Source organism: Nitrobacter sp. JJSN (assembly GCF_051912485.1).
Taxonomy (GTDB): domain Bacteria; phylum Pseudomonadota; class Alphaproteobacteria; order Rhizobiales; family Xanthobacteraceae; genus Nitrobacter.
Window position 1 is genome coordinate 2901319 of sequence record NZ_CP196822.1, and the last position, 24316, is coordinate 2925634.

The following is a 24316-nucleotide window of genomic DNA, read 5'->3' on the forward strand; positions in this document are numbered from 1 at the left end:
TTCTGACCATGGGCCCCCGGACCCACGCAGCTATCATCTGGGGTATCCGTGGCATTTTTGCAACGGGATGGCGAGCTATTCGAGCCTGCAGTCTAGCCCCGCCGCCAGGGTTTGAGCGACTGGATTTCCCATTGGCCACCGGACCTGCACGCCGCGCCCTGCAACCAGCTTTCGGAATTTCCGTTAACGTAACTCGCCAAAAAATCACGGCAGGTGCGGCCCTCCGCCGTATAGGCCTGTGCCAACGGCGTCACCGAGCCTCGCGCACCGGTCGAGGGATTTTCCCACGGCTGGCTCGCGTCCTTGCTCCCCTTGGTCAGCACGTCGGAGGCCGCCGTGCGGGCGAAAGCGAGATCGGTGTCCGTCGGACCGGAGCGCGCGCGCGCCGCGATCGATCCGGTGGCATCGTTCCCCGCCATTTGCGCGAAAGCGCCGTCATTCCGCGCCAAACTGCAACCTCCGGCCGACGCCCCGATCAGAATCGCCATCGCTACGGCAACGGCGGGCCTGATCGCGGATAGGCCAACGCACGAACGTGCCCTATATAGGTTTGCCCTGTATAAGGACCGCAACGACTTTTCGACGACGGACCGGCGCAACCTGGACTCCCGCATGAACAACACCACGGACATCAAGGACACAAGCCAGTTAACGTCCGGTGATTTCACGGAAGCCGCGGAGCCGTTCGCCCTGTTCGCGACATGGTTCGCGGAAGCCGTCACCTCGGAACCCAACGATCCCGACGCGATGGCGCTTGCGACTGTTGACGCCGACGGCCTGCCCGATGTGCGCATGGTGCTGATGAAGGGCTACGATGTGCAGGGCTTCGTGTTCTACAGCCATGTCGCCAGCGCCAAGGGCCGCGAACTCGCCGCAAACCCCAAAGCGGCATTACTGTTTCACTGGAAGTCGCTGCGCCGGCAGGTCCGTGTGCGCGGACCGGTAACACCCGTCACTGATGCGGAGGCCGATGCCTATTTCGCCACGCGCCCGAAGCAGGCGCAGATCGGCGCCTGGGCCAGCAAGCAGTCGCAGCCGCTGGAAAGCCGTTTCGCGTTCGAGCAGGCGATCGCGAAGGAAGCCGCAAAATACATCATCGGCGGCGTGCCGCGGCCGCCGGGATGGAGCGGTTGGCGGATCGCGCCGGTGCAATTCGAATTCTGGCACGACCGTCCATTCCGCCTGCACGACCGCATCGAATTCCGCCGCACGGCGCCTGATGCGCCGTGGACCAAGACAAGGCTGTACCCATGACCCCCGACAAGGCAAATCCTCGAACCGAGATGGCGACGGCGGTCGACCCCAACGCGCCGCGCCGCACATTACTGCTGACCGGCGCGAGCCGCGGCATCGGCCACGCGACCGTAATCCGGTTTTCCAGCGCGGGATGGCGCGTCATTACCTGCTCGCGCCATCCGTTCCCGGAACAGTGCCCCTGGGATGCCGGCCCCGAAGACCACATTCAGGTCGACCTGTCCGACCCCGAAAATACGATGCAGGCGATCCAGGAGATCCGATCGCGGCTCGAAGGCGGCAGGCTGCACGCGCTGGTCAACAATGCCGCGATCTCGCCGAAGGGCGAGGGCGGCGCGCGGCTCGGCTCGCTGAACACCGACATGGAGACCTGGGAGAAGGTATTCCGCGTCAACTTCATGGCGCCGATCATGCTGGCGCGCGGGCTGATCGGCGAACTGAAGGCCGCGAAAGGCTCCGTTGTGAACGTCACCTCGATCGCCGGCTCGCGCGTGCATCCGTTCGCGGGCGCGGCCTATTCAACCTCAAAAGCGGCGTTGGCCTCGCTGACCCGCGAGATGGCGGCGGACTTCGGCCGCATCGGCGTACGCGTCAATGCGATCGCGCCGGGCGAGATCGATACCACGATCCTGTCGCCGGGCACCGAGAAGATCGTCCAGCGGCAGATCCCGTTGCGTCGCCTCGGCACGCCGGACGAGGTGGCAAAGATCATCTATGTGTTGTGCACGGAGACGAGTTCATACGTCAACGGCGCGGAAATTCACATCAACGGCGGCCAGCACGTTTAACAGGCGCCTAACGCATCGTCATTCCGGGATACGCGTCTTCGCGTGGATTATGGATTCTGGACAGCCGCTGCGCCGCTTCCGGAATGACGGAAGCTCAATTCACTCCGCACAAAACCGGCGCGGCGGCGCGCGCAGCGCAGGCGGAGCGAGACCCGCGCTGGAACAATCGTCGTCATTCTCGCCCTCGAGCAGCGCGGCACCGCAATGCCGGCATGCGCGCGGAAGATGCACGGCCGCGTTGTCCGAGTTGAATCTGCGCAACTGTTGATAGCTGCGAAAATCGAGGACGTTGCGATCCCCAGTTACGACTTTCTCAACCATTGCGGCCCCCGCGATTTCATACACAGGTTATGGCAGCAATTTTTCTTGGAAACCGTTCAGGCGAACGCTCAAATTTTACGAGGAAAATTGTGGCGGGGTCCATCGTGAGGTCACCGCTATAGCGTTTTCGAGCGACGCATGTCCTCGGACTTGACCCGAAGACGGGTGCCGGTTCGCGTCAAGAAAACGCGTCAAAACAAAAAGCAAAGCCGGATTAGCTCTAGAAAGGACTTCCGCCTACAACCACCTCTTCCACTTGAAGATCATGTAGGGCAGGACTGCGGCGATCACCATCATCGCAAGCGCGAACGGGTAACCGTGCGGCCAGTCCAGCTCCGGCATCATCTTGAAATTCATGCCGTAGATCGACGCGATCAGCGTCGGCGGCATCAGGACCACGGCCATCACCGAAAACAGTTTGATGATGTTGTTCTGCTCGAGATTGACGACGCCGAGCATCGCATCGAGCACGAAGGTGATCTTGTTCGACAGATACGAGGCGTGATCGGTCAACGACGAGACGTCGCGCTGCATGGTCTTGAGCTGCGCGCGCATCTCCTTCGACCACTTGATGCTGTCGGATTCCGCGGCGACGAAGGTGACGAGACGGCCGATCGAGACCAGACTCTCGCGGACCTTCGAGGTGAGGTCGCCCTTGGGGCCGATCGTGATCAGAATTTCGGAATAGCGCTTGGCATGGCCGGTGCGCGCGGATTCATCCGGCTCGAAGATGTCGTGGCTGACCTGATCGACGTCGGCGCCGGCACGCTCCAGAATGTCGGCGCAGCGGTCGATCACAGCGTCGAGCAGTTCGAGCAGCACGCCCTCGCCGGTCAGGCCATGTGCGGCGGCGCGCGCAAGTTTGTTCTCCACCAGCGTGAACGGTTTCGGCGCATCGTAGCGCACAGTGACGAGACGATGGTCGGACAGGATGAAGGTGACCGGAGTGATGCGCGGCGCGCCGGTTTCGCTGCCGCACATCAGACTCGCGGTCATGTAGCGCGCGCCGTTCTCGAGGTAGAGGCGGCTGGAAATCTCGATCTCCTGCATGTCCTCCCGGGTCGGCACTGCAATCCCGGCGAGCCCCTCCACAGCGCGATCCTCGTCCGGGGTCGGCTTCTCGAGATCGATCCACACCGCGTTTTCCGGCAGCGCAGTGAGATCTGCCGGACTGGTCTTCAGCAGGGCAGTGCCGGCCGGCGCGAAGATCGAGAGCATGGCACCTCTGGCGATGACGGCGTGGATTCAGCGTCAACACGGAGTGCGCAAATCGCATCGATTTGGCAAGCCCGGCAAAGGACCATCGCAACGGTTGGACGCTGTTGCTCATTTGCCGGGGGGAGGGCGCCACATATCCCTGCACGCTGGTCGGCGGCATTTCTCCAGCGGTGGAACCGATATCTTGCGGCAAAAATACCACAGGCGCGGTGCTCCGTAGTGGCAGAACCCTCTAAGTGCTGGAATTTCAGGGAATTTCGAGAATAATAGCTCGCAGAGGAATCTTGGCCGTCCGGGTGCAAACTGCCGTGGTTCATTGGGGTATTTGGAAGACAACAATGTCGTCTTTTCGGGTGAAGCTTGGGATTTTGGTCGCGGGCCTGATGCTGTCAGGCTGCATGCAGGCCACACATTACGAGGCCACCAATCAGAACGAGTTCAAGCCGCGCGACAAGGAGTTGCTTTCCAAAGTCTCCTACGTGAAAACGCCGGTGGCCGCGCCATTCCGCCGCGCCATCGTCGACTATCATCGAAAGGAAACGCCTGGGTCGATCATGGTCGATTCCGACAACCATTATCTCTATTACGTGCTCGATGGTGGCAAGGCGATCCGTTACGGTATCACCGTCGGCGAAGAAGCGATGGCATGGTCCGGCGTCGCAACGGTCGGCGGCAAGACCGAATGGCCCGCCTGGCACCCAACACCCGGCGAAATCGAGCGCCTTGGCGTGCCGAAATTCGTGGCTCCTGGTCCGGACAATCCGATGGGATCGCGGGCGATGTATCTTTATGCCAACGGCAAAGATACATTGTTCCGCATTCATGGAACCAACCAGCCGGAATACATCGGCGCCTCGATTTCATCGGGCTGCATCCGTTTGACCAACGAGGACGCCATCGATCTCTACGATCGCGTCAAGCTTGGAACGGTGGTGGTTGTGCTGGAGCCGCATCACGGCGACTCGCCCTACAATTCAAAGATGGCGTTGCAGGGCGGCGGCGGCAACGCATACTGACCGCTGCGGTATCGCAATCCGAAAGGCGCCGGTTATCCGGCGCTTTTTTGTTGCCTCCGCGTGTTTCCGCTCGCGCGCCTTGCGATCAGTTCAACAGAGCCCTGAGAAATGGCGGCAGGTCGGTGTGCCGCTTGCGCTTGCGCTTCACAGATTTCGCTGCCGAGAGCCGCGTTGACGGCACTGAAGTGGACGGAAGCGGCCTGGACGAATCCCTCGCCGCCTTGTCTGCTGCGTTGGCGGCCGCAGGTCGCTTCCGGGGCTCAGGCACCACGTCTATCAGTATAGCAGCTGCGGGCGCAGCTTGTGAGGCGGCACGAGGTGCCGCCGCCCGTTCCGAAAGCCCTTCCGACGCCTTGTCCTTTTCTTCCGCTGTTTCGCGCAGCGATGCTTCCGCCGGGCGTTCGGCTGGCAGCAACGGCGCGACCAAGGGCATCGGATCGTAAATCTCCCAGTGACAGATCCGGTAGCCGTTTCGGCGTTCAGCAAGATCGAGATGGATATGATCTTCGTGGTAACCGTCCGATCCCGGCCCCAATACGGTCGTGAAGCGCGCGCAGACTGAGTTCAGCACCTTTTCGCGCAGCTGCCGCGGGACGCTGCGATCGGTCAACGCGATCGCTCCGCCGTTGGAAAGCTTGACCGCACGAACGTCGAGCGCATTGGCGCGCCCGTGCTCGGACAGCTTTGCTCCGACAACCCGATTGCGTCCTCGGCATTCGAACGAATCAAAATTATCGAGTTCGCTGACGCGGCTTCCGAGCCCTTCCGCCAGCGGCACCATATCGGTGCGAATCCAGTCCGCGATCGCCGACGCCATCGTACAGCGCAGCGTGGCGGCCGGCTTGACAGGAATACGGGTCCGATCCGGCAGCACGACCGCCTCGAGCCGAACCAGATCGTCACCGCCGCACGCGCCCGGCCCCGTGATCGCGGGAATGCTCGGGGCGATGGCCACCGCATCGGTCAACGCCAGACGGCAGGCAGAAGGCGCTGACGACGTCTCTGGCGTCACCGGCGCATGCTCACTCGCTTGCTTGCTATCCTGACCATCGGGCGCCGGGGCGGCGGCCGGGCGAGGCTGCGGCAACGGAATTCTGATCTCTGCCAATGCCGCCGCCGGCATGAAGAGAGCAGCGAACACTACCATGGCCAATCGGCCGCGGCCTAACCCAGCACAAGGTCGTTTGCGACGCGCAGCCCCCGCGTTAAACTTCTTCATGCCAATCCCTGCGGGACAACGACGCCCCGCGGGCGCGGATCAGGAGGAATGTTCGAATGCACGGCTTGATGCAAGACTGGCCCTTGCTGTGCCATCGGATCATCGATCATGCCGCGAGAATTCACGGCAAGCGCGAGGTGGTTACGCGATCGGTCGAGGGTCCGATTCACCAGACAAACTACGGCGAAATTCGGCGCCGCGCGCTGAAGGTCGCGCAACGGCTCGATCGCGAGGGCATCAAGCTCGGCGATCGTGTCGCCACCATCGCATGGAACACCTGGCGCCATCTCGAGACATGGTATGGCATCATGGGCATCGGCGCCATCTGCCATACCGTCAACCCCCGTTTGTTTCCGGACCAGATCACCTGGATCATCAACCATGCAGAAGACCGCATCGTGATGGCCGATATCACCTTCATTCCGATTCTGGAAAAGATCGCCGACAGGCTGCCGAGCGTCGAACGCTACATCGTTCTCACCGACAAAACACATATGCCGCAGACCACGCTGAAGAACGCGGTCGCTTATGAAGACTGGATCGCGGAAGCCGACGGCGACTTTGCCTGGAAGATATTCGACGAGAATACCGCGGCGGCGATGTGCTACACGTCGGGGACCACGGGCGATCCGAAGGGCGTTGTATATTCGCATCGTTCCAACGTGCTGCATTCGATGATGGCCAATACCGGTGACGCACTTGGCACGGCATCGAAGGATACAATGCTGCCAGTGGTGCCACTGTTCCATGCCAATAGCTGGGGAATCGCGTTCTCGGCGCCGTCCATGGGCACCAAGCTGGTGATGCCCGGCGCCAGGCTCGACGGCGCATCGGTGTACGAACTGCTGTCGACCGAGAAGGTCACGTTCACCGCGGGCGTGCCCACGGTGTGGCTGATGCTGCTGCAGCACATGGAGAAGAACAACCTCACGCTGCCGGACCTCAAGGTCGTGATCTGCGGCGGCTCGGCGATGCCGCGCTCGATGATCAAGGCTTTCGACGACATGGGCGTCGAGGTACGACACGCATGGGGCATGACGGAAATGTCGCCGGTCGGCACGGTCGGCGGACTGCAGGGCCAGTTCAGCCATCTCGAGGGAGACGCCAAGCTCGACGTGCTGCAGACGCAGGGTTACGCGCCATTCATGGTCGAAATGAAAATCACCGACGACGATGGCAACGAGTTGCCTTGGGACGGCAAGACCTTCGGCAGGCTCAAGGTGCGAGGCCCCGCGATCTCCGGTGCCTATTACCGCGTTGAGGACGACATCCTCGACGAGCAGGGCTTCTTCGACACCGGTGACGTCGCCACCATCGACGAGTACGGCTACGTGCGGATCACGGATCGATCGAAGGACGTGATCAAGTCGGGCGGCGAATGGATTTCGTCGATCAATCTGGAAAATGTCGCGATTGGCCATCCCAAGGTGGCGGAAGCCGCCGTGATCGGCGTGTACCATCCGAAGTGGGGCGAACGGCCGCTCCTGATTCTCCAGGTCAAGGAGGGCGAGAGCGCTACGCGGGAGGAGATTCTCGGTTTCATGGATGGCAAGATCTGCAAGTGGTGGATGCCTGACGACGTTGCATTTGTCGACAGCATCCCCCACACCGCCACCGGAAAGATCCTAAAGCGGGCACTGCGCGAGCAGTTCAAGGATTATAGCCTGCCGACTGCGGCGGCGTGAGTCACAGTCATTAAGCGCATGGCAACGCCCGGACCAATGGCCCGGGCATTTTCCTTGCTTTGCAAGCTCTGCCGCTTCAGGCGGGGATCGCGCCGAACCGACCGCTCTGGAAGTCGGCCATGGCCTGCCGGATTTCGTCCGCCGTATTCATAACGAACGGCCCGTGCATCACCACCCGCTCGTCGATCGGCGCGCCGGAAAGGATCAACACCGAAGCTTCACCATTAGCCTCGAGGGTCACCTCGCCGCCGCTGCGGTCGAGCAGCGCGAACTGCGCTTCGCGCGCGATCTCGCCGCCGTTCACCAGCACAGTACCCTTGAGTACCACCACCGCGACGGTGTAGCCGTCACGCGGGTTGAGCGCCGCAGCGCCGTTGCGGTTGAGCTTCACGTCGTAGATGTCGATCGGCGTGAAGGTCTTCGCCGGCCCTTTGCGGCCGTCGAACTCACCCGCAATCACCCGCAGCTTGCCGGCGCCGTCCGGCAGATCAACCACCGGTATGTCCGCGTTGAGCAGGGTCTGATAGCCGGGATCGACGTTCTTCGCCTTGGCGGGCAGATTGACCCATAGCTGCACCATTTCCAGCGTTCCGCCTTTCCTGGTGAAAGCGCGCGAGTGGAATTCCTCGTGCAGAATGCCCGAGGCGGCCGTCATCCACTGCACGTCGCCCGGCCCGATCAGACCACCGTTGCCGGTGGAATCGCGGTGCTCGACCTCACCCTGATAGACGATGGTGACAGTCTCGAAGCCACGATGCGGATGGACGCCGACGCCGCGCGGCTGCTCCGCCGGGGTGAAGTCCGCCGGGCCGGCGTAGTCCAACAGCAGGAACGGGCTGACATGGTCGCCGTGGCTGGCGTGCGAGAACAACGAGCGGACCGGAAAGCCGTCACCCACCCAATGCTGGCGAGGCCCGCTGAAAACACCGAGAACCTTTCGCATAATGAACCTCCATGGTGTGGCCTGGATCGGCCACCTGTTGCAATGGAGGATATGGACGAGACAAATATCCCAGTAGGTGGCAATATCATGCCTCACTGTCCTATAATTGAGACAATGATGCAGGATCTCAACGATCTCTATTTCTTCGTTCAGGTGGTCGACCACGGTGGGTTCGCCGCCGCCGCCCGGGCACTGGGGATGCCGCGTTCGCGCCTCAGCCGCCGCATCGCACTCTTGGAGGACCGACTCGGGGTGCGGCTGATCCAGCGCTCCACCCGCCGCTTCAGCGTCACCGAGATCGGACATGACTATTACCGCCACTGCGTCGCCATGCTGGTGGAAGCCGATGCGGCGCAAGAACTGATCGAGCGTTCCCGCACCAAGCCGCAAGGGATCGTGCGGGTGAGTTGCCCACCACCCCTGCTTTACTTCCAGGTCGGCGAGATGGTCGCCCGCTTCATGGCCGAGTGCCCGGACGTCGAGGTGCATCTGGAGAGCACGCCAAGACGGGTCGACGTGATCGCCGAGGGCGTCGACATCGCACTGCGCGTGCGTTTTCCACCGCTTGAGGACAACGATCTGGTGATGCGGGTGCTGGCCGAAAGCACGCAGCGGCTGGTGGCGAGCCCGGCGCTGCTGAAGGGGCTGATCCGCCCGCCGGTTCCAGCCGATCTCGCCACGCTTCCCAGTATCGGCTGGGGGCCGCCGCATCAGCGCCATGAGTGGTGCCTCGACGGTCCCAATGAGGCCACCGCGCTGATCCCCTATGCGCCGCGGCTCATTACCGAGGACATGGTGGCGCTGCGCTTCGCGGCCCTGCGTGGCATCGGCGTCGGCCAGTTTCCGACCATGGTGGTGAAGGCCGATCTCGACTCGGGCGCGCTGGTCGACGTGTTGCCGCAATGGCGACCGCGCGCGGGCATCGTCCACGCCGTGTTCTCGTCGCGGCGCGGGTTGCTACCCTCGGTGCGAATGCTGCTGGATTTTCTGGCGGCGGAGTTCGCCGCTTTGACGGAAACGAACAGCGGCGTTTCGCCAAAAAAGCAAATAAGGTAGGTAATCCGCGCAACCGTCCCGCCGCAACCGGACACCTCGATGGCCCGCAGATTCCGCGCTGCTTATCAATCCGAACCGTTCTCCGCGCTGGCGACCTGGGCGCGGCGGCTCGCGGTTTTCTCGGCGGTCGCGACGCTGGTATCTGTCTTGGTGGTCCGGTTCGGCTTCCTCGAGATGAAGCCCGCGCTGGCGACCCTCTTAGGCGCACTCGCCTGTGCCGGACTGTCCATCCTGGTGGCATTCGCGGGCCTCGTGGCACTCTGGCGGGACGGCTCGCGCGGCATAGGCCGTATCCTGACGGCACTGCTGCTGAACGTGCTGATCCTCGCCTATCCCGCTTATCTCGCTATCCAGTATCGCAAGCTGCCGCTGATCCACGATATTACCACCGATCCGATCAACCCGCCGCAATACGGTGAACTGGCGCGATTGCGTGGCACTGACGGCGCCAATACCGCAGTCTATGCTGGTCTTTATTCGGCGGAGCAGCAGCGCACCGCCTATCCCGAGATCGAGCCGATCGATCTGGATGTCTCGGCCCAACATGCGTTCGACATTGTGCGGCGGCTCGTCGTCCGGCACAAATGGCTCATCATCGAGGACCGAGCGCCGCAGCCGCCGCGGCAGCCCGGCCATATCGAAGCCGTGGCGAAAACGCCGGTCATGGGTTTCCGGGAGGATATCGCGATCCGCATCGCGCCAGACGGCGACGGGTCGCGCGTCGATATTCGCTCGTCATCACGTTATTTCGAACACGACTTCGGCAGCAACGCCGCGCGTGTCAGCAGCCTGATCGATGACATCAACGCCGCCGCCGAAAACAACGTCGAGAAGCCGGTGAAGACCCAGCGGGCGCCGGTCAAGCCTTCCGCCAAAGGCGCGGTCAAGCGATAGGGGGCTCACGCTCGAGCGGGATGAGGAAAAGTCTGTAACGATTTTCTGCTCGTATCCCGCTCTCAAATATTGGAACCGTCACGATCGTGGTTTTGGATCAATTCGATCCAAAATCATCGTGATCTAGCCGGTAGCGGCCGCCGATGACGGGATCGCCATCCGTGAGCACGAGGCCGCGCGCCACCAGATCTTCCAGATGCGCCAGCACCGAATAGCCGGCGGCGGCGGACAGCCGCGGATCGAGGCCGATATAGATGGCGCGGACCAGGGTTTGGATGTCGGCCTCGCCTTTTGCGAGCCGATGCAGAATCGAAGCCTCGCGCGCCTGCCGATGCCGGATGAGAAAGCGCACGAACCTCGTCGCGTCAGGTATCTGCGGACCGTGGCCGGAGAAATAGAGCTGCTCCGCGCGCTGGGCGAGCTTGTGGAGCGAATTCATGTAGTCGACCATCGAGCCGTCGGGCGGCGACACAATCGTCGTCGACCACCCCATGACGTGATCGCCGACGAAGTTGACCCCACGCTCCGGCCAGGCAAACGCCATATGGTTTGCCGTATGCCCCGGAGTTGCAACCGACTCGAGCCGCCAGCCTTCGCCCTCGATCATGTCGCCATCGCGGACTTCGATGTCCGGCCTGAAATCGCGATCGGCTCCCGACTCCGTCGACATCGTCTCGCTGTCGTAATAGGGCCGCGAGGCGCGATGCGGCCCCTCGGCATAAACAGGCGCGCCAGTGGCGGCTTTGATGCGCGCGGTATTCGATGAATGATCCTTGTGGGTGTGGGTAACGAAGATGTGCGTCACGGTCTCGCCTCTCACCGCATCGAGCAGCGCCTTCGCATGGGCTTCGCTGTCGGGTCCCGGATCGATGATCGCGACCTTGCCGCGGCCGACGATGTAGCTCACCGTGCCCGTGAAGGTGAAGGGGCTCGGATTGTCACACAACACGCGCCTGACGCCGGGCACGACCTCCTCGGTGACACTCGGCTTCAGCAGAAAGTTACGGTTGAACGGGATATCGTCGTTGTCGGACATGAGCTTACCTGATCCAGCCCGTCATTGCCGGACTTGATCCGGCAATCCATCCATCTCCAAAGATGGATGCCCGGGTCACCTGCGCGAAGACGCGCTTCGCGCTTCTACCCGGGCATGACGAATTGGAGGACTGCAACACGGCTCTAGGAAAACGCCTGGATGCCGGTGATGGCGCGGCCGAGGATCAGCGCATGGACGTCGTGGGTGCCTTCGTAGGTGTTGACGGTCTCAAGGTTGGCGGCGTGGCGCATCACATGATATTCGATCTGGATGCCGTTGCCGCCGTGCATGTCGCGCGCCATCCGCGCGATATCGAGCGCCTTGCCGCAATTGTTGCGTTTGACGATGGAGAGCATCTCCGGCGCCATCTTGCCCTCGTCCATCAGCCGGCCGACACGCAGGCTGCCCTGGAGCCCGAGCGCGATATCGGTCTGCATGTCGGCGAGTTTCTTCTGCACCAATTGCGTCGCCGCTAGCGGGCGACCGAACTGCTTTCGCTCGAGCACGTATTTCCGCGCACGATGCATACAGTCTTCTGCCGCGCCCATCACACCCCATGAGATGCCGTAGCGCGCGCGGTTCAGGCAACCGAACGGACCTTTCAGTCCGGACACGTTCGGCAGCAGGTTCTCTTCCGGCACCACCACGCCATCCATTACGATCTCGCCGGTGACCGACGCACGCAAGCTGAGCTTGCCGCCGATCTTGGGGGCGGACAGGCCCTTCATGCCCTTTTCGAGCACGAAGCCGCGGATCTGGTTATCATGCGCCGACGACCTGGCCCACACGACGAACAGATCCGCGATCGGCGCGTTGGAAATCCACGTCTTCGAGCCGGTCAGCCGGTAGCCGTCCGACACCTTCTCGGCGCGGGTTTTCATGTCGCCGGGATCGGAACCTGCATCCGGCTCGGTCAGGCCGAAACAGCCGACCCATTCGCCCGTCGCGAGCCTGGGCAGGTATTTCTTGCGCTGGTTCTCATCGCCGTAGGCATAGATCGGATACATCACCAACGATGACTGTACCGAATTCATCGAGCGGTAGCCCGAGTCCACACGCTCGATCTCCCGCGCGACGAGACCATAGGCGACGTAGCTGGCATTGGCGCAGCCGTACTCTTCCGGCAGGGTGATGCCGTTCAAGCCTAGCTCGCCCATCTCATTGAAGATCTCGCGGTCAGTCTTCTCTTCCAGATAGGCCTTGACGATGCGCGGCTGCAGCTTGTCCTGCGCATAGGCGCGCGCGGTATCGCGGATCATGCGTTCGTCTTCGGTCAACTGGTCGTCCAGCATGAACGGATCGTCCCACTGGAAACTGACCGGCACGGGTTTGTCCTTGCTCTGCGGACGAACACTCATGACAATCCTTTCACATGGTCACGCCAAAACCGGATCGACGACTAGTATATAGATAATTCGGCGACAGAACCATTGTCATTGCGGAATGTGCGCGCTCGGTCTCCGGTCCGGCGGCAACTGTTCCCGTCCAAGCCTCAAGCGACCCCGGATTCGTTTTGCGCATGGTACCACGCATCTGCTTTCACACCCGGAATGACAACAACCGTCAGCTTTCAAGATACTCGTTCGAAACGATCTCGATGCCGAAACCGGAGAGCCCCTTGTACTCGTATGCCGATGACGTCAGATGCCGGATCGACGTCACGCCGAGATCGCGCAGGATCTGCGCGCCGACGCCAACCTCGCGCCACTGCCTGTTGCGATCGGCTTCCGCCGACTTGTCTTCGGGGAACGGCGCTACCGGCACCCCCGCAGCACCGTCTCGCAGATAAACAAGCACACCACTGCCGGCCTTCCTGAAGTGCTCGAGCACGACCTCCATGCGCCGCGGCCCGGCGAAGATATCGCGCACGATATTGGGCTTGTGGAAACGGGTCAGGACATTCTTGCCATCGCCGGTGCCGTTATAGACGAACGCGACGTGGGCAATGGAATCGAACGGCGAACGGTAGGCGTAGCCCTGCAGCGGCCCGATCGGGCTGTCGACCGTGAATTCCGAGACCCGCTCAATCAGCTTCTCTCGCGCCTGACGATGCGCGATGATATCGGCGATGGTCACATGCTTGATCCCGTGCGCGGCAACGAACCGCGCCACCTGCTCGCCTTTCATCACCGTGCCGTCGTCGTTCATCAACTCGCTGATGACACCAACGAGCGGCAGGCCAGCCAGCTTGCAGAGATCGACGGCCGCCTCGGTATGGCCCGCGCGCAGCAGGACGCCGCCGTTGCGCGCGATCAGCGGGAAGATGTGACCGGGCCGGGCAAAATCGCTGGCCCCGACGTTAGGATTGGCGAGCGCCCGGCAACAGGAGGCCCGCTCTTCGGCCGAAATGCCGGTGCCACCACCGGGCTTGTAATCGATCGAGACGGTGAAGGCCGTGGTATGATTGGACTCGTTATGCGCGACCATCGGATCGAGCCGCAGCCGGAGCGCGTCCTCCGTCGTGATCGGTGCGCAAACGATGCCGGACGTATGCCGTATGATGAACGCCATCTTCTCCGCGGTGCAGAGCGAGCCTGCGACAATCAGATCGCCCTCGCCCTCGCGGTCGTCATCATCAGTGACGACGATGATTTCGCCGTTGGCGAAAGCCTGGAGGACTTCCGGAATTGGATGGGGCATGACACGCGCTTTCCCGTTTGAAGGACCGTATGACCTAGTAGTCCGATTCTAACATTTGCATCCCGTTGCAGGAGACGTTCTTGCAAATGTTAGAATCAAAGGACCACTAGCAAATATAGGTTTCTAGTGGAGTTTCAGATTTGACATTCGCTTCTCGCGCTTGCTGCAAACCGGGTAGCGAATGTCAAATCCACTCCACTAGAGCATTTTTCGGCCAACTGGAATCCGGTTAGCGTGAAGAAAATGCTCTTGATCAATAACTTGCGCGTATTCTGCGCGGGCGGGCGGCAGCGCAACCAACCGAGCCGGAACGCGGGCCCTACGATCACGCGCCAAATATATGATCCACACAGCGAATTGGCAGCGGGATCGGCTTATGGCAACACCTCCCGGCGCTCGCTCAGAAGCGCATCAGACTCGGCGCGTTTGTCGGCCAAGAGTCCGTTGTCGGCGGCCTCGATCGCCGCAAACAGCTCGTGCGCGTCGGTCAGCCGCGTCACCGTCACGTAGTCCGCGCCGGCGGCATATTGATCCTCGACATCCGACAGCAAGTCCGCCGTCGAGATAATTTTTGCGGTCGGGTTGAGAGAGCGGACGTGGCGGACGAGCTTTACGTTGTTGGCGCCCTTGAGCAGGGAATCCGGCACGCTCAGAATGATGATCTCGGCGCTGCCGACCCCGGCATGCAGCAGCGTATCCACGTTGCTGATGTCACCATAAGTGACGTGCAAGCCGCGGGCGGAAAGGGTGCTGAACACCAACGGGTTGAAGTCGACCACTCCGATCTGGTCCAGCATCGACTCATCCCGGCGTTCGATCTCGCTCAACAGCGCGCTGGCGGCGCGGAAGAATCCAAGGATGACGATACGTCGCGGTTCGCCATGGCCTCCATGTCCGCCCTCGCCGGCTTCGGTGCGGTCGAGGTCGCGGAGGCCGAGTCGTTTCAGGAACCCGATGCCCCGGCGCGAGAGCGGATCGCTGCGCCCGATCGCGAACGTGCTCAGCACCGCCAGCACCACGAACGCGAACGACGCGGCGCTCGCGGTCTGCGTGTTGATATGCCCCGCAACCAGGCCGGTCTGGATCACGACCAGCGAAAACTCGCTAATTTGTGCCAGATTGATCGCCGGCAGCAGGCTGGCGCGCAATCCCTGCTTCATCAGATACAGCGGCACGAAAGTCGTGACAACGCGACTCACCACGGTGAAGGCCGCGATCATCAGCGCGAGGGCGATCACCGAGCCGTTCGGGATCGGAATGGTCATGCCGAGCGCGACGAAAAACAGCGTGATGAAGAAATCACGCAGCGTCGTCACCTTGGCGGTGACATCGAGCGCGTAAGGGAAGGTCGAGAGCGACACACCGGCCACCAGCGAGCCCATTTCGCGTGACAGATGCAACCGCTCGGCGGTCTCGCCGATCAGAAAACACCATGCCAGCGCGCCGAGCAGCACCAGTTCCGGGCGACGCGCGATCTGGTGAAACAGATAAGGCAGCACATAGCGGCTAAGGATCAGCGCCGTCGCCACCAGCGCGCCGACCCGCGCGATCGAGAGCAGGATGATGGAAATCTGAAGATTGTCGAGGCTGGGCTGTATCGCCAGGAACAGGATCGCGAAGACATCCTGCAGCACCAGCACGCCGAGCGTGATGCGGCCCGGCAGGGTATCGAGCTCGCGCTTCTCGTAAAGAACCTTGACGATGATGACCGTGCTCGACAGCGCGCAGGCGACGCAGAGATAGAGCGCATCGAAACCGCCCTGGCCCATGCCAAGCCCGATTGCCATAAAGAACAGCACGCCGAGGATGCAGCCGCCGAGGAGCTGGCCGCCGGCGGCGATCAGGATCACCGGCCCGGCGCGCACGATCTTCTTCAGGTCGATTTCCAGGCCGATCATGAAAAGCATGAAGATCAGGCCGAGTTCGGAGATCGTCTGGATCGATTCCTGCGATTTGACCCATCCCATCCCGAACGGGCCGATGAAGAGCCCGGCCAGCAGATAGGCCAGAATCAGCGGTTGCCGGGAAAAATGAGCGGCCAGCCCGAGGCCCCAGGCGAACAGGATGGAAAGCGTGATATCGCCAATAAGTTCGTGCATGCCCCTCAGCCGGTCGGCAGAATTTCCGGATGTCCAAGCTAAGATACGCGGTTACCGGTAAAATGGGCAATGTGTTACAGGCCTGCGCGATACCGGGTTCGTCCGTCAATCGGACCAGCACAGCGAAAACGAGCCGACCGGCTTTCAGCCTACCGATTCGTCGGCGGCAACAACGATCCCGACGGCATCCCGCTCGATGATATGATCGTCCCTCTTGCCCGAGTGCGGCGATGATGCGAGATCGTGGTGGACAGGCCGCTGCCGGTGAGACGAAAGCCGACGTCAAGTTGGTCAAGAAGTAGCCGCGGCACAGGAGTTTTTAATGACAGAGAACAATTTTGAGCTTGAAACTCAAAGTTCTGCAATCGCAGCGTTTACGCTGGCTCAGTTCGCGTTTTGGGCGCTCATCGAGAGCGGCGTTATCTCGACTGAAAAAGCCTCAGACATGCTGACACAAGGAATAGCAGCCCATTCCAAGGGAGATTTGGCAAATCAGCAGGCCGGGCAAATGCTGCAAACCATTCTTGATATGGTGCAGCGTGACCAAAGGCCTCCCGCGAATTGAGGCCACCGGAAACTCCTGAAACAGGATCAAGCTGATGCAGGTGCTTCCCGGCAAACAGACGCCGTACCGGACAGCGATCAAGGAATACCTGCCGTTTGCCGGGCTTCGTCCCGAGGTCATCCGGTCGGCCAAATCTCTCGAAGTACGGGCCGTCGCGGACTCCACATACGGCGTCCGACAGGTCATAATTCCAGCGAAAACCGGGAGTCCGACGAAGTGACGATCGCTGACTGGCTCAAACACCGCTTCACGAAGTCTTCGGAAAGGTCCGAACCGATCTTGCATGACTTCCCCCGCCTTGCAAAGGATCAGGGATTGCCGCTCGACTATGACAGGGGCGAGAAACTGGCAAAGCTGATAGGCGAGCCAATTCCGGGCGTATTTCGCGAGGTCTATATCCAAGCCGTCAACCGGATGGTCTATCGCATTCATAACGGCGAAGAATGGGTTCGCGTCAATGATCCGTCCGCCGATAAAGTCTGGAATTCGATGGACGTTGAGCCTGAACGTCGAGAGGCGATGCGAGAACTATACGCTGCCCCCGACAAGGAAGCTGACTTGCTCAAGATGATGAACCGCCCCGGAAGCTTCGAAGAGATCGCCAAGCGATTGGGGCTGACGGAAGACAAATAAAGAAGTGGCGGGAGGCTTGCGGTGGTGATCGGTGTTCCGGTGTTTCCGGACGATCCGTTGTCAGGTTAAAGGTGGTAGCGAGAGAGGGACGCGCTACCAGGTCCACATCGCAAGCGGAATCCTGAGTTTTTCCAGAGCCTTGGCCGGATTGGGGTAGCGGATTAGTCGGTGTTATATCTCGCCCGGATATCTCACCGTGCCCGCGCCCCGGAAATGGTCTGCCCCCTGAAAAGTGGTCCTCCCTGAGTTAGGCTATTAGCCGTAGAGAGGACATTGGAATGCCCCAGAAGAAGCACAAGCCGGAAGAGATCGTCGCTAAGCTGCGCCAGGTCGATGTTTTGCTTTCACAAGGCAGATCGGTTGGCGAAGCGGTTCGTTCGATCGGCGTGACGCAGTTCACGTATTACCGGTGGCGCAAGGAGTTTGGTGGCTTGAAGGGCGACCAGGTGAAGCGGCTGAAGGAGCTGGAGACCGAGAACACCCGGCTCCGTCGAGCGGTGTCGGATCTGACGCTGGACAAGCTGATCTTGGCGGAGGCCGCAAAGGGAAACTTCTTCTCTATTCGGGGCGCATGATGCAAGCTCCTTTTTGCACGTCCACGATGTCAGAGATCATCCTGCGAGGCTCTTGCTTCTCTCCGAGGTCAGCATTTTGCAGCCTCATGATGGGATCAGAGGGAACGGGCGGAGCCATCTAAGCCGCGCGGTCGTAAGTGCGCCGCACGAGTTTCCTCGGTCTCACCCAATCCCGTCGTCCTCGCGGGACGCCTCCTCCAGCATGGAGGAAGTTGAATCGGTTGTCGTTTTCCTCTGTGATTAGGTTGTAGCTGCGCTCCAGCGGAAGTCGGTATCATCCCTCCACATCCGGTGAAGTATGACCGCGAGCTTGCGTGCAACTGCGACCATCGCCTTTTGCATTCCGCGCCGGCGCGCCACTGCAATGCCCCAGGCCTTGAGCGGGTTCCAGCGACCTGGGCCAGTTAATACGACGAGAGCTGCTTCATAAAGGCTGGATCGAAGCATCACATCCCCAGATCGGGAGATGCGACCCGTCCTGGAGATCTCGCCGGACTGATAAATGCGCGGCGTAAGTCCGTAGTGAGCACCCACGCACTTGGATCTTGAGAATCGCGCGGGATTGTCGACGCACGTTCGGAACGTGAGAGCGACGATCGGTCCGACCCCTGGCGCGGACATCAGGCGGCGACAGACCGGATCGACCTGCACCAGATCAAGCAGCATGCGGTGAAGTTTAGCAAACTGAGCTCGTAGAGCTGCTCGTGCCTCTAACAACGAAGCGGCGATGGCAGCAACGAACGAATGATCTGCAACGAGCTCACGGATACGGTCCTCAAATTTGATTTTGCCAACCACACCCACCTTGAGTCCGAAATTACGCAGCGAGCCCCGCAGGTCATTCTCGATGTCATAAATCTTCCGCTGCAGTAATTTGCGAGAGGTCAGCAGAAGTCTTCGATGTTGGCTGGCGGGAGTTTTGACGTGGACTGCCTTGAACAGCCCGACCCGCATCATCTGGGCGATCCCGCGGGCGTCGTTCCGGTCGGTTTTGTTGATGCGTGCCGAGAGCGCTGCATGCATATGCCGGGTCTCGACACAGATCGCCGCAAGGCCAACGTCGACGAGACCGGCATAGATCCACTGGGATAATGGTCCTGCTTCCAATCCGATCCGCTCGAAAGGCTGACCGAACTCGTGCAAGCGACCGGCTATTGCCTCTGGTGCACTATCAACCATCGTCTCGAGAAGGACTCGCCCGTTCGCGTCCAGGACGCAAATAGCGGTCGTCTTCACGGAGATATCGAGGCCAGCAAACAGTGACATGACGGGCTCCTTCGATGTTGAATATCTGGAGCTTCAATCTCGCCTCGCAACGGACGCCTTGGCGAGGGAAACCCCCGAATACCCCATCTGAGCCCCTCCCGCCGTCGCCGCTGCGTCGACCACGTCATGGTGAAGTTCTCCGTCTCGGAGCGCTTTGCCTGCAAGGTTCTCGGCCAGCATCGCTCGACCCAGCGCAAGAAGCCGCAAAGCCGACCGGATGAAGAGGCATTGACGACCGACATCATCCGTCTGGCCTCACGCTACGGCCGCTATGGATATCGCAGGATCACGGCGATGCTGCGGTCCGAGGGTTGGACGGTGAATGCCAAGCGTGTCGAGCGTATCTGGCGGCGGGAGGGGCTGAAGGTTCCCCAAAAGCAACCGAAGAAAGGCCGGCTCTGGCTGAACGACGGATCGTGCGTCCGGCTTCGGCCCGAGCATTCTAACCATGTTTGGTCCTATGACTTCGTCGAGGGCCGGACCCACAATGGCAGGAAGTTCCGCATGCTCAACATCATCGACGAGTTCACCCGAGAATGTCTGGCGATCCGGATTGATCGCAAGCTCAACTCGACCAACGTCATCGACGTCTTGTCGGACCTGTTCATCCTACGCGGCGTGCCCGGCCACGTTCGCTCTGATAACGGGCCGGAGTTCATCGCTAAGGCAGTGCGGGATTGGATTGCAGCTGTCGGCGCGAAGACCGCGTTCATCGAGCCCGGAAGCCCTTGGGAGAACGGCTACTGCGAGAGCTTCAACTCAAAGCTTCGCGACGAACTGCTCAACAGCGAGATCTTCTACAGCCTCGCCGAGGCCAAGGTCATCATCGAGGCATGGCGACGCTACTACAACACCGAGCGACCACACTCATCGCTCGGATATAAACCGCCGGCGCCAGAGGCCATCGCCTGGCCTTCAAAGCCAGCCGGATCGCTTCCGCCGGCAGCGCAAGCAATGGCCGAAAAGCCCATCATGCATTAAGACTGAAAGTGGACCACCTCATAGGGGCAGGCCACGACTACACGGCACCGCACCATCACATTTCGTTTGTCCGCGCGGCTGGGCGGCGTTTGCGTCGCAACTACGTCTGGATTTTCGCCATCCAGGCAATCGCCTATTACGGCAAGATAGCCATCCATCCGACCTCTGCGGCGACCCTGGCCGAATATTCCGATCGCGCCGCCGTCGGACCGATTCCCGGCTGGATCGTTCTGATGACAGGCTTTGCCTACTATTTCGGCTGGCTGACGCTCGCGCTCGGCACGATGTGGCTCGACCAACGCCAGCACGACGCCAAGGGCGACAAGGTGGCGATGGGTTAAGCAGGAGATGGGGCGTCTGCCCAACCCCGCCATGGTCGGGTGATCGACTTGACGCCAAAGCGTCCACAAACGTGCTTGTCAGTGAGCGGCGCTGCGGGTGATCGCTGTGACAATCCAGGACGACGAATTGAGCTCATGGGATGCGAGGTTGCCGGCAACCACGATCAGCGTTGCAGCGAGCACCAGTCGTAACGCCGTTTCCGGTACGCGGTGCGCACAATAGCTGCCAAGTAAAATGCCGGGCATGGAGCCCATCAGCAGCACGCCCATGAGGTGCCAGTCGATCGCGCCCGTCGCCCAGTGTCCGATGCCCGCGACCAGCGTCAACGGCACCGCGTGCGCGATGTCGGAGGCGACAATGCGCGCCATCGGCAGCAGCGGGTAAAGCAGCAGAAGCATGGTGACGCCCACCGCGCCGGCCCCGACCGAAGAAATCGAGACCAGCACGCCAAGCACAACGCCTACCAGCACGGTCACGCGGGCAGTGGTGCGGGGGTCGACCTGCTGCAAACGAGAGCGATAGCGCTGCATGATTGCGGTGCGGAAGATCAGCGACGCTGCGGTGAGCAGGAGCGCAAAACAGAGCACCAGGTTGACCAGGCTGCGCGAGGATTCGCCGCTCAGATCAAGCTGCCACAGAACAACGAGCGTCAGGATGCTTGCCGGGATGCTGCCGCCAGCAAGTCGGAACACAGCCGGCCAGTGGATGCTCCCCGCCCAGCCGTGCGCCACGCTGCCACCAGTCTTGGTGGCAGCGGCGTAGAGGAGATCGGTGCCGACCGCGGTCGGCGGATGGATGCCGAACAACAGGATCAGCAACGGAGTCATCAGTGAGCCACCGCCCATACCCGTCATGCCAACCAGAAGGCCGACGCCGAAGCCCGAAACCACATAGAGGGGATCGATCATGAGCATGTACACATTCTCAGCGAGGAGAGCGTGCGCTCTGGTCGGCTGAACGCTGCTTCAGGATACGGCTATCTCCCACTTGGACCCGCCCGGGTGGTCCAGTGTTCCTGCCATCCGTGCGGACACTATATCTCGACTTCGAGACCGACCTCTACGACCTGGGTGGGCGGAACCTCGAAATACGCGGCCGGGAGATTGGCGTTGAGGTGCATCAGGGCGAACAGGGATTTTCTTCGGACAGCCATGCCGGATGCCTCGCTGCTGAGGATCACCATCACCCGCCTGAAATAATACGTGATGTTCTCAGGATCGATGCCACAAGTTCAGGCTCGAGGCAGGCGAGCTTGAGCGCCTCCATCACGTTCGGGATTTCCATGAAGCCGAAATGGAGCAGGACGCGGGTGATGCCAGCACCGACCGGCACTAGGCGGATCGGGTGCTCAAGCTCGACGCGCGGCTCATCGGTGTTGATGGAGGCAAGTAGTAGTACGCGCTCATGTAGGACGCGATTATGCCGCAGATGATGCGTCAGGCCGAGCGGGATGCCCGTGCTTGCGGCTGTCGATGTCGGTTTGCCACTGTTCATCGAACGTCTTCGGTACCTTCTGGCACTTCGCATTCAGGCCCAGAAGCGGAATCGCTCTTGCCGTCATCAACCCCCTGACGCCCCACACGCATAGTGCTCAACGTCCCCTTCTTAGATGACGAGCGGCTCTCATGATCGGCAAAAAAGGGACGGAATTGGCCGAGGTCTGCAGGCAGGGCGTCGACACCGGACTCGCCGCGCTGGGGTATGCCAGGGTGACGACGATATTGGGTGTCGTGCAAGGCATCAGCGAACTACTGCCGATCTCCTCGGCCGCGCATACTCGACGAGCGGCCTTCGCACGCGGCGCCCGTCGCCCGCTTCCGCAACGAACTTGAGGATTATATGGCGGAAGATCAGGCGCATGAGACGCTGAAAACAATCGTCTCGTGGGCACGCTACGCGGAGCTATTCGCCTACGACGAACAATCGGAACTATTCAGCCTTGAAAATCCGCATTGAGTGCGTCTTAGTCGCATTTCGAAGACCGGATGCGAAATTGCTATAACCGCAAATAGCGACAATCAAGACAACCCCGCCAGAGCCTAAGTTGATTTGGGGAGTGCCCTAATTTGTCTGACCACGCCGCAACCAAACCCACGTTGAAGAATTATGACGGCTTAAAACGTGGGGAGCGCGACATGAGAAAGAGCCATGGACGAGCGGCGCGCCAGCTTGAGCTCCAGCGACGAATACATCTGTCTTTGTTTCACAGAAAGTTGAGAACGTTGCCTATTCAGGCTGAGGTATTCGAGTGACGTCGGCTATTTCATTGCTTGGGGTCTTAATCGTGCGTCATGCCAATGTTGCATTTCTGATAGCGATGTTTTTCGTTTATCAAGCCGCCGCCCAAACAACTTCGGTTGACAACAAGTCATCGGAATCAAAACATACCTCGGCAGAAGTACCTGCGCCGTCAAGCACAGATATGTCTCCAGTCGCTGTAGGCGATCACTGGACGTATGAGATACGGGACAATGTAACTGGCAATTTAAAGGGGCAATACACCCAAACTGTTACGGATACGAGCAGCACTGATGTGAGCGTGTCAGTCCTTGCGCTTGGCGCATCATTGCCAAGCTACATTGTTTTCGATCACCTTTGGAATCTGAAGACTACCCCTCTTGTCAAATTCGTACCCAACGACGGTACGGGAGTTAAGGAAGCAATGAAGGTCGGTGACACGTGGAGCGTTAGAACTTCTGACATTCGCGCCTCAAGGACAGCCTGGAAGCGAACCGAGAAATCCAAAGTAATTGGAGAAGAGCCAGTATCAACTCAGGCTGGTACTTTTAACGCGATCAAATATGAAACCACAATTGATATTCGTGGTGCAATCGACCCAACAAAAAAGGGAAGTACAGTTCTAACTACCTGGTTCTCCCCCTCTGTAAATCACTGGGTGAAACGTGCAGAAAAAACTGTAACGGATAAACACGTTGTAAATAACACTACAATCGAATTGGTCGACTACGGCCGGCAATAAAGCGCGCTGTTGAATCTCGTAACGACTGGAATACTAATGCGATTAGTCGTCGTCGTCGTCGTCGTTCCTCTTCTTTTTCTGTCGGGCGTGTCGTTTGCGGAGGATGCAAGTCCACCAGCTACGCCGTCCGCTAACAATGGTGTCGTTCAGTCTAGCAGCACGGATCCCGGCATCGACATGTCACAGGTCGCTGTTGGAGATCATTGGAGCTATGATGTGATCGACGACATCACGGGCAAAGTGAAGCAGCGCGTAACCTCACTCGTCACTGACGTCTCCGAAAAGGAGATTGCTACACGCGCTGAGACTGAAGGGTCCTCTCGTTATGGAGAGTTCATTTACGACAAGTCTTGGAACATCATAAAAAGGGGCGATCAAAGATTCTCGCCGAACGATGGCGGAGGCATTCAAGACCCTCTGGAAGTGAACAAGACTTGGTCGATCCGGGCGGATCGCATCGATTCAAAAGGCCATATCTGGAGAAAAACCGGAACATCCCGCGCATCGGAGAAAGAGACCATAACGACCAAAGCGGGCCGATTCGACGCCTTTGTGATTGAGACTAAATTCACAGCTCGAAATAGCGTCGACCCGACTCGAAAAGCTGCGGGTTCAGTCAAAATGTGGTACAGCCCGCGGTTGGATCATTGGGTTAAACGCACAACTGCGCTTAGTGAGAATGGACATACTGTTCAAAAAGAGACCGTCGAATTGACAGGTTTCGGTCGAAGGAAGCCCTAGAGTTTGCTTCTGCATGTTTGGTCGGTTTGTTCCTAGCGATGCTCACTTCCGCTGCGACGGTTTG

General features: G+C 60.4%; 26 protein-coding genes and 3 pseudogenes. 16 read left to right on the forward strand and 13 right to left on the reverse strand.

Annotation, left to right across the window (positions count from 1 at the left end; genetic code table 11):
* Positions 1-92: 92 nt before the first annotated feature.
* Complete coding sequence (locus tag ACSZOQ_RS14215) at positions 93-614, reverse strand: RT0821/Lpp0805 family surface protein (RefSeq protein ID WP_439926070.1); 522 nt, start codon at positions 612-614, stop codon at positions 93-95.
* Between ACSZOQ_RS14215 and pdxH the strand changes: the two genes are divergently transcribed.
* A complete protein-coding gene (gene pdxH / locus ACSZOQ_RS14220) occupies positions 613-1254 on the forward strand; it encodes a pyridoxamine 5'-phosphate oxidase (protein WP_439923127.1) in 642 nt (213 codons plus the stop codon). The genes ACSZOQ_RS14215 and pdxH overlap by 2 nt on opposite strands.
* Positions 1251-2042, forward strand: coding sequence for an SDR family NAD(P)-dependent oxidoreductase (locus ACSZOQ_RS14225; RefSeq protein WP_439923128.1), 792 nt, complete (start codon positions 1251-1253; stop codon positions 2040-2042). Before pdxH ends, ACSZOQ_RS14225 begins: the two co-directional genes overlap by 4 nt.
* A gap of 99 nt (positions 2043-2141) precedes the next feature.
* Here ACSZOQ_RS14225 and ACSZOQ_RS14230 read toward each other — a convergent pair whose 3' ends face one another.
* Entirely contained in the window at positions 2142-2363 is a 222-nt protein-coding gene (locus ACSZOQ_RS14230; protein ID WP_439923129.1) for a hypothetical protein, read from the reverse strand.
* A 237-nt stretch (positions 2364-2600) separates the two neighbouring features.
* A complete protein-coding gene (locus ACSZOQ_RS14235; RefSeq protein WP_439923130.1) occupies positions 2601-3581 on the reverse strand; it encodes a magnesium transporter CorA family protein in 981 nt (326 codons plus the stop codon).
* 338 nt (positions 3582-3919) lie between these two features.
* Between ACSZOQ_RS14235 and ACSZOQ_RS14240 the strand changes: the two genes are divergently transcribed.
* Complete coding sequence (locus ACSZOQ_RS14240; protein WP_439923131.1) at positions 3920-4597, forward strand: L,D-transpeptidase; 678 nt, start codon at positions 3920-3922, stop codon at positions 4595-4597.
* A gap of 85 nt (positions 4598-4682) precedes the next feature.
* On the opposite strand, the gene ACSZOQ_RS14245 is transcribed toward ACSZOQ_RS14240, so the two are convergent.
* Entirely contained in the window at positions 4683-5744 is a 1062-nt protein-coding gene (locus tag ACSZOQ_RS14245) for an extensin family protein (protein WP_439923132.1), read from the reverse strand.
* A gap of 128 nt (positions 5745-5872) precedes the next feature.
* Between ACSZOQ_RS14245 and ACSZOQ_RS14250 the strand changes: the two genes are divergently transcribed.
* Positions 5873-7501 carry a fatty-acid--CoA ligase gene (locus tag ACSZOQ_RS14250; RefSeq protein ID WP_439923133.1) on the forward strand — a complete coding sequence of 543 codons (1629 nt, stop codon included), beginning with the start codon at positions 5873-5875 and terminating at the stop codon, positions 7499-7501.
* Between the two features lie 76 nt (positions 7502-7577).
* Here ACSZOQ_RS14250 and ACSZOQ_RS14255 read toward each other — a convergent pair whose 3' ends face one another.
* Entirely contained in the window at positions 7578-8444 is an 867-nt protein-coding gene (locus tag ACSZOQ_RS14255; RefSeq protein ID WP_439923134.1) for a pirin family protein, read from the reverse strand.
* A 117-nt stretch (positions 8445-8561) separates the two neighbouring features.
* Between ACSZOQ_RS14255 and ACSZOQ_RS14260 the strand changes: the two genes are divergently transcribed.
* On the forward strand, positions 8562-9500 hold the full coding sequence (locus tag ACSZOQ_RS14260; protein ID WP_439923135.1) for a LysR family transcriptional regulator: 939 nt from the start codon (positions 8562-8564) through the stop codon (positions 9498-9500).
* Positions 9501-9539: 39 nt separating this feature from the next.
* Entirely contained in the window at positions 9540-10394 is an 855-nt protein-coding gene (locus ACSZOQ_RS14265; RefSeq protein WP_439923136.1) for a DUF1499 domain-containing protein, read from the forward strand.
* 97 nt (positions 10395-10491) lie between these two features.
* Here the strand turns inward: ACSZOQ_RS14265 and ACSZOQ_RS14270 are convergent, their stop codons facing one another.
* From ACSZOQ_RS14270 to ACSZOQ_RS14285, 4 genes are all read right to left on the reverse strand, one after another.
* Positions 10492-11430 carry an MBL fold metallo-hydrolase gene (locus ACSZOQ_RS14270; protein ID WP_439923137.1) on the reverse strand — a complete coding sequence of 313 codons (939 nt, stop codon included), beginning with the start codon at positions 11428-11430 and terminating at the stop codon, positions 10492-10494.
* 143 nt (positions 11431-11573) lie between these two features.
* Positions 11574-12788, reverse strand: coding sequence for an acyl-CoA dehydrogenase (locus ACSZOQ_RS14275; protein WP_439923138.1), 1215 nt, complete (start codon positions 12786-12788; stop codon positions 11574-11576).
* Between the two features lie 205 nt (positions 12789-12993).
* Positions 12994-14070 (reverse strand): 3,4-dihydroxy-2-butanone-4-phosphate synthase, encoded by a 1077-nt coding sequence (gene ribB, locus ACSZOQ_RS14280; RefSeq protein ID WP_439923139.1) that lies wholly within the window; start codon positions 14068-14070, stop codon positions 12994-12996.
* Between the two features lie 374 nt (positions 14071-14444).
* Complete coding sequence (locus ACSZOQ_RS14285; protein WP_439923140.1) at positions 14445-16169, reverse strand: cation:proton antiporter; 1725 nt, start codon at positions 16167-16169, stop codon at positions 14445-14447.
* Between the two features lie 322 nt (positions 16170-16491).
* Between ACSZOQ_RS14285 and ACSZOQ_RS14290 the strand changes: the two genes are divergently transcribed.
* The 4 genes and pseudogenes from ACSZOQ_RS14290 to ACSZOQ_RS14305 form a co-directional block, all read left to right on the forward strand.
* A complete protein-coding gene (locus ACSZOQ_RS14290) occupies positions 16492-16734 on the forward strand; it encodes a hypothetical protein (RefSeq protein ID WP_439923141.1) in 243 nt (80 codons plus the stop codon).
* Positions 16735-16768: 34 nt separating this feature from the next.
* Positions 16769-16954 carry a hypothetical protein gene (locus ACSZOQ_RS14295; RefSeq protein ID WP_439923142.1) on the forward strand — a complete coding sequence of 62 codons (186 nt, stop codon included), beginning with the start codon at positions 16769-16771 and terminating at the stop codon, positions 16952-16954.
* Between the two features lie 95 nt (positions 16955-17049).
* The gene (locus ACSZOQ_RS14300) at positions 17050-17367 is read left to right on the forward strand and encodes a hypothetical protein (protein WP_439923143.1); all 318 of its coding nucleotides are present in this window, start codon (positions 17050-17052) and stop codon (positions 17365-17367) included.
* A 278-nt stretch (positions 17368-17645) separates the two neighbouring features.
* A pseudogene (locus ACSZOQ_RS14305) lies at positions 17646-17927 on the forward strand (transposase); the annotation flags it as partial.
* 255 nt (positions 17928-18182) lie between these two features.
* Here the strand turns inward: ACSZOQ_RS14305 and ACSZOQ_RS14310 are convergent.
* A complete protein-coding gene (locus tag ACSZOQ_RS14310) occupies positions 18183-19208 on the reverse strand; it encodes an IS110 family transposase (protein WP_439922717.1) in 1026 nt (341 codons plus the stop codon).
* A gap of 87 nt (positions 19209-19295) precedes the next feature.
* On the opposite strand from ACSZOQ_RS14310, the pseudogene ACSZOQ_RS14315 reads away from it, so the two are divergent.
* Positions 19296-20189 (forward strand): annotated as a pseudogene (locus tag ACSZOQ_RS14315) (IS3 family transposase); the annotation flags it as partial.
* A gap of 8 nt (positions 20190-20197) precedes the next feature.
* The gene (locus ACSZOQ_RS14320; RefSeq protein ID WP_439923144.1) at positions 20198-20530 is read left to right on the forward strand and encodes a DUF2270 domain-containing protein; all 333 of its coding nucleotides are present in this window, start codon (positions 20198-20200) and stop codon (positions 20528-20530) included.
* A 78-nt stretch (positions 20531-20608) separates the two neighbouring features.
* On the opposite strand, the gene ACSZOQ_RS14325 is transcribed toward ACSZOQ_RS14320, so the two are convergent.
* From ACSZOQ_RS14325 to ACSZOQ_RS14335, 3 genes are all read right to left on the reverse strand, one after another.
* Positions 20609-21439, reverse strand: a complete 831-nt coding sequence (locus ACSZOQ_RS14325; protein WP_439925927.1) for a sulfite exporter TauE/SafE family protein — start codon at positions 21437-21439, stop codon at positions 20609-20611.
* A gap of 125 nt (positions 21440-21564) precedes the next feature.
* On the reverse strand, positions 21565-21714 hold the full coding sequence (locus ACSZOQ_RS14330; protein WP_439923145.1) for a KUP/HAK/KT family potassium transporter: 150 nt from the start codon (positions 21712-21714) through the stop codon (positions 21565-21567).
* Positions 21714-22025, reverse strand: a complete 312-nt coding sequence (locus ACSZOQ_RS14335; RefSeq protein WP_439923146.1) for a KUP/HAK/KT family potassium transporter — start codon at positions 22023-22025, stop codon at positions 21714-21716. Before ACSZOQ_RS14335 ends, ACSZOQ_RS14330 begins: the two co-directional genes overlap by 1 nt.
* 131 nt (positions 22026-22156) lie before the next feature.
* Here ACSZOQ_RS14335 and ACSZOQ_RS14340 point away from each other — a divergent pair, with 131 nt between their 5' ends.
* From ACSZOQ_RS14340 to ACSZOQ_RS14355, 4 genes and pseudogenes are all read left to right on the forward strand, one after another.
* Entirely contained in the window at positions 22157-22363 is a 207-nt protein-coding gene (locus ACSZOQ_RS14340; protein ID WP_439926165.1) for a hypothetical protein, read from the forward strand.
* Positions 22302-22487 (forward strand): annotated as a pseudogene (locus tag ACSZOQ_RS14345) (AAA-associated domain-containing protein); the annotation flags it as partial. The gene ACSZOQ_RS14340 and the pseudogene ACSZOQ_RS14345, both read left to right, overlap by 62 nt.
* A 292-nt stretch (positions 22488-22779) precedes the next feature.
* Complete coding sequence (locus ACSZOQ_RS14350) at positions 22780-23511, forward strand: hypothetical protein (RefSeq protein WP_439923147.1); 732 nt, start codon at positions 22780-22782, stop codon at positions 23509-23511.
* Between the two features lie 36 nt (positions 23512-23547).
* On the forward strand, positions 23548-24252 hold the full coding sequence (locus ACSZOQ_RS14355; protein WP_439923148.1) for a hypothetical protein: 705 nt from the start codon (positions 23548-23550) through the stop codon (positions 24250-24252).
* The last annotated feature ends 64 nt before the right edge of the window (positions 24253-24316 follow it).

What these genes read in the sequence shown, in the direction of transcription:
- pdxH (WP_439923127.1), top strand. Translation starts at nt 613, where the DNA reads ATGAACAACACCACGGACATCAAGGACACAAGCCAGTTAACGTCCGGT.
- ACSZOQ_RS14215 (WP_439926070.1), bottom strand. Translation starts at nt 614, where the DNA reads ATGCGGGAGTCCAGGTTGCGCCGGTCCGTCGTCGAAAAGTCGTTGCGG.
- ACSZOQ_RS14225 (WP_439923128.1), top strand. Translation starts at nt 1,251, where the DNA reads ATGACCCCCGACAAGGCAAATCCTCGAACCGAGATGGCGACGGCGGTC.
- ACSZOQ_RS14230 (WP_439923129.1), bottom strand. Translation starts at nt 2,363, where the DNA reads ATGGTTGAGAAAGTCGTAACTGGGGATCGCAACGTCCTCGATTTTCGC.
- ACSZOQ_RS14235 (WP_439923130.1), bottom strand. Translation starts at nt 3,581, where the DNA reads ATGCTCTCGATCTTCGCGCCGGCCGGCACTGCCCTGCTGAAGACCAGT.
- ACSZOQ_RS14240 (WP_439923131.1), top strand. Translation starts at nt 3,920, where the DNA reads ATGTCGTCTTTTCGGGTGAAGCTTGGGATTTTGGTCGCGGGCCTGATG.
- ACSZOQ_RS14245 (WP_439923132.1), bottom strand. Translation starts at nt 5,744, where the DNA reads ATGGTAGTGTTCGCTGCTCTCTTCATGCCGGCGGCGGCATTGGCAGAG.
- ACSZOQ_RS14250 (WP_439923133.1), top strand. Translation starts at nt 5,873, where the DNA reads ATGCACGGCTTGATGCAAGACTGGCCCTTGCTGTGCCATCGGATCATC.
- ACSZOQ_RS14255 (WP_439923134.1), bottom strand. Translation starts at nt 8,444, where the DNA reads ATGCGAAAGGTTCTCGGTGTTTTCAGCGGGCCTCGCCAGCATTGGGTG.
- ACSZOQ_RS14260 (WP_439923135.1), top strand. Translation starts at nt 8,562, where the DNA reads ATGCAGGATCTCAACGATCTCTATTTCTTCGTTCAGGTGGTCGACCAC.
- ACSZOQ_RS14265 (WP_439923136.1), top strand. Translation starts at nt 9,540, where the DNA reads ATGGCCCGCAGATTCCGCGCTGCTTATCAATCCGAACCGTTCTCCGCG.
- ACSZOQ_RS14270 (WP_439923137.1), bottom strand. Translation starts at nt 11,430, where the DNA reads ATGTCCGACAACGACGATATCCCGTTCAACCGTAACTTTCTGCTGAAG.
- ACSZOQ_RS14275 (WP_439923138.1), bottom strand. Translation starts at nt 12,788, where the DNA reads ATGAGTGTTCGTCCGCAGAGCAAGGACAAACCCGTGCCGGTCAGTTTC.
- ribB (WP_439923139.1), bottom strand. Translation starts at nt 14,070, where the DNA reads ATGCCCCATCCAATTCCGGAAGTCCTCCAGGCTTTCGCCAACGGCGAA.
- ACSZOQ_RS14285 (WP_439923140.1), bottom strand. Translation starts at nt 16,169, where the DNA reads ATGCACGAACTTATTGGCGATATCACGCTTTCCATCCTGTTCGCCTGG.
- ACSZOQ_RS14290 (WP_439923141.1), top strand. Translation starts at nt 16,492, where the DNA reads ATGACAGAGAACAATTTTGAGCTTGAAACTCAAAGTTCTGCAATCGCA.
- ACSZOQ_RS14295 (WP_439923142.1), top strand. Translation starts at nt 16,769, where the DNA reads ATGCAGGTGCTTCCCGGCAAACAGACGCCGTACCGGACAGCGATCAAG.
- ACSZOQ_RS14310 (WP_439922717.1), bottom strand. Translation starts at nt 19,208, where the DNA reads ATGTCACTGTTTGCTGGCCTCGATATCTCCGTGAAGACGACCGCTATT.
- ACSZOQ_RS14325 (WP_439925927.1), bottom strand. Translation starts at nt 21,439, where the DNA reads ATGATCGATCCCCTCTATGTGGTTTCGGGCTTCGGCGTCGGCCTTCTG.
- ACSZOQ_RS14330 (WP_439923145.1), bottom strand. Translation starts at nt 21,714, where the DNA reads ATGGTGATCCTCAGCAGCGAGGCATCCGGCATGGCTGTCCGAAGAAAA.
- ACSZOQ_RS14335 (WP_439923146.1), bottom strand. Translation starts at nt 22,025, where the DNA reads ATGAACAGTGGCAAACCGACATCGACAGCCGCAAGCACGGGCATCCCG.
- ACSZOQ_RS14340 (WP_439926165.1), top strand. Translation starts at nt 22,157, where the DNA reads ATGATCGGCAAAAAAGGGACGGAATTGGCCGAGGTCTGCAGGCAGGGC.
- ACSZOQ_RS14355 (WP_439923148.1), top strand. Translation starts at nt 23,548, where the DNA reads ATGCGATTAGTCGTCGTCGTCGTCGTCGTTCCTCTTCTTTTTCTGTCG.